2 protein-coding genes are annotated in these 2,875 nt (G+C 57.7%); both read left to right on the top strand.

All coding sequences use genetic code 11. The annotated features are described in order from the left end of the window. Positions 1 to 281 precede the first annotated feature (281 nt). Complete coding sequence (locus tag BW994_RS18675; RefSeq protein WP_051657678.1) at positions 282 to 1,988, top strand: methyl-accepting chemotaxis protein; 1,707 nt, start codon at positions 282 to 284, stop codon at positions 1,986 to 1,988. A 60-nt stretch (positions 1,989 to 2,048) separates the two neighbouring features. After that, complete coding sequence (locus tag BW994_RS18670; protein ID WP_076454859.1) at positions 2,049 to 2,585, top strand: SCO family protein; 537 nt, start codon at positions 2,049 to 2,051, stop codon at positions 2,583 to 2,585. The last annotated feature ends 290 nt before the right edge of the window (positions 2,586 to 2,875 follow it).

Below are 2,875 nucleotides of genomic sequence, written 5' to 3'. Positions count from 1 at the left end.
GTGGCGCGGAATGACGCGCCTCACCGATATCACCCTCGGAGCGGTCACCATGGCAAATATTTGTGGGTAATCGAAAGTCAGACCGGATGGTTACGAGCGCCTCACAGGCGTTTCAGGCTGCTGGATCGACGGGGCCGGTCATTCGGTTTGGCGGGTACCCGTTTGTCGTGATTGCTCTGCCGCGCCGACGTAGGGCGCTCATCGACGCGGGTGCTTGGTTTCTTCTCAATCCAGAAGTGCTGAAAGCCTGCGGATAACTTCATTTTAGGATTACATCGACTATGACGGATGATCTTATTCGGATCCGGCAAATGGCTAGCCGGCTGATGTTGCCCTTGTTATGGCTCCATGTCCCGGTCATCGGGTTGGTCGCGTGGCTGGCGGGCAATGACTGGACCGGTGCCGGCGCGTTGGCATTTCTCATCGATGCGGTCATGACGGGCGCCTGGATGTTATACCCCACCGCCAAATCGACCCGGCTAACCATCGCTGTGGCTTATATCGCGATGGTCTCGCTAATCGTAGTCGGGGCTAAAAATAGTTATCTGCAAATTGACGCCCACATGTATTTTTTCGCGGCTCTTGCCATCCTCGCGGTTTATTGTGATCGGGACGTTGTTCTGGCTGGGGCTGGGGCAATTGCAGTGCAGCATCTGGTCATGAATTTCCTGGCGCCAGCACTTATATTTCCGGGCGGCGGTAACTTGACGCGGGTGCTTTTGCACGCAGCGGTCGTGATTCTTGAAACGATCGCGCTCGTCTGGATCATTGAACAGATCAATACGGCGCTGACCCAGGCGGCAGCGAGGCTAGCTGACAGTGTGGCGGCGGCAAAAGCCGTTGCCGCCGCTGAAACGGAGGCGGCTGGCCAACGTTCCCGCATTGAGACGGATCGAATTGCCGCTGAGGCGCTGCGCTCAACAATCGCTGCACAGCAATCGCTTGTCGTGAAACAGATTGCCTCGGGCCTGAGCCGGCTCGCTGGGGGTGACCTGGAACAATCCATCGTCGTTCCGTTCAGTGCCGAGTATGAGGCCTTGCGCGTTGATTTCAACCAAGCGGTGACCCAACTGCGTGCAGCCGTGACAGAGATTGGCATCGCGTCGAGCGCCATTGATGCAGGCAATGGTCAAATCGCAGCCGCGTCCGACGATCTGGCGCGGCGAACCGAGCAACAAGCCGCGACACTAGAGCAGACGGCCGCCGCGCTGGATGAGATCGTCGGTGTCGTGCGAAATTCGGCGGATAATGCACAGAACGCGCGACAACTGGTCTCCGGCACGCGGGCTGATGCGGAACGATCCGGCGTCGTCGTCGGCAACGCCGTCACAGCGATGGATGGGATCGCGACTTCGTCGCACCAGATCAGTCAGATCATCGGGGTGATCGACGAGATTGCATTTCAAACCAACCTTCTTGCACTGAACGCGGGAATCGAGGCGGCGCGAGCGGGTGATGCCGGGCGCGGCTTTGCGGTGGTCGCGTCGGAAGTCCGAACTCTTGCATTACGTTCCACCGATGCGGCACGTGAGATCAAGCTCTTGATTGTCAACGCTGAAACACAAGTCAAGAACGGCGTTTCACTGGTGAACGATGCTGGCGATGCGCTCAACCGCATCTTCGAGCAAGTCGCCAAGATAGACCAAGTGGTCGCGACAATTGCTGGGGCGGCGCAAGATCAGGCAGACCGGCTTGGCCAGGTCAATGCGGCGATCAATCAAATGGATCAGGCGACCCAGCAAAATGCGGCGATGGTCGAGGAGACCACGGCAGCTGCGCGTGGCTTGTCTGCAGAAACCGGCAATCTCACGCGGCTGATCGGGCGTTTCAAAATTGGGGATGCAACGCCGGCGAGCGATGCAGCACGCATTGCACAGAGCAACGCGCCGGTGGCCCGCTCGTCCGCTGTCCTTCCCATGCGGGCCGCCAAACGAGCGGTTGGTGCCACCAGGTCGGCTGTGGTGCAGGCTGATTGGGTAGAAGTCTGAGCCGTGCGTTGGAAGGTACACCTTTCACGCACACTTATACTTGCCGGTCTCGGGATCACAATGGGGGGCGCGGCGGTCGCCGCCGCAAGCAGGCAGGATAGGATAGATCCGCTATTTTCGTTAATCGGCCCCAGGCACCATCAATTCACGCCAAAGGATTTTCGCGGTCGCTTCTTGCTCATCTATTTCGGCTATACCGGGTGCCCCGATCAATGTCCGCTGACCCTGGCATCGATGGCCAGTGCCATGCAATTACTAGGTCCGCGGGCGGCGGTGATTCAGCCGATTTTCATTACAGTCGACCCAAAGCGGGATACTCCGAAAATAGTTGGCAATTACGCCAGACTGTTTTCGAGCCGAATCATCGGGCTCAGTGGTGGCCAGAAAGCCATCACCGAAGCAGAATCTGCGTTTCATGTATATGTCGGCATGAATAACTCCAAGACCAGCTCGATACCCCATAGTAGCCTGCTCTATGTGGTTGGCCCCCTGGGGCGGTTTCGCACCGCATTGAGCGGTGACCTGACCGCGGCAAAACTGGCACGCGCTCTGTCAAAAATCGTAGGTGCAGGGGCACCAACGGAGCACACAAGATGATTGGATCATAGTTCGAGACTTCCCATCATTCGAAGTTCCCCTGTTTGGCGGCGCGACAGAAACTATCACGAAAGTAAATCCACTCAAATTACCGGCGCCTCTTGAGACAAAATAAACAAGGTAACTTCAACCTCCGAGACTCGCCCCAGTATAAACGCGAGTTCGGTACAAGTGGCTATGGGTCCCCGCAACCATCGAAAGTAAACCCCCAGGAACAAACGTTCCCTGGGGGTTTGTCGTTTGTAGAGCTCCGCGAACACGACGACGCGTGCCACCAGGGTCCGCCGCCA

It is taken from the genome of Acidiphilium rubrum (genome assembly GCF_900156265.1).
GTDB classification, from domain to species: Bacteria; Pseudomonadota; Alphaproteobacteria; order Acetobacterales; family Acetobacteraceae; genus Acidiphilium; species Acidiphilium rubrum.
Note: the sequence above shows the minus strand (reverse complement) of the source record. Positions and strands in the feature narration are given on the sequence as shown.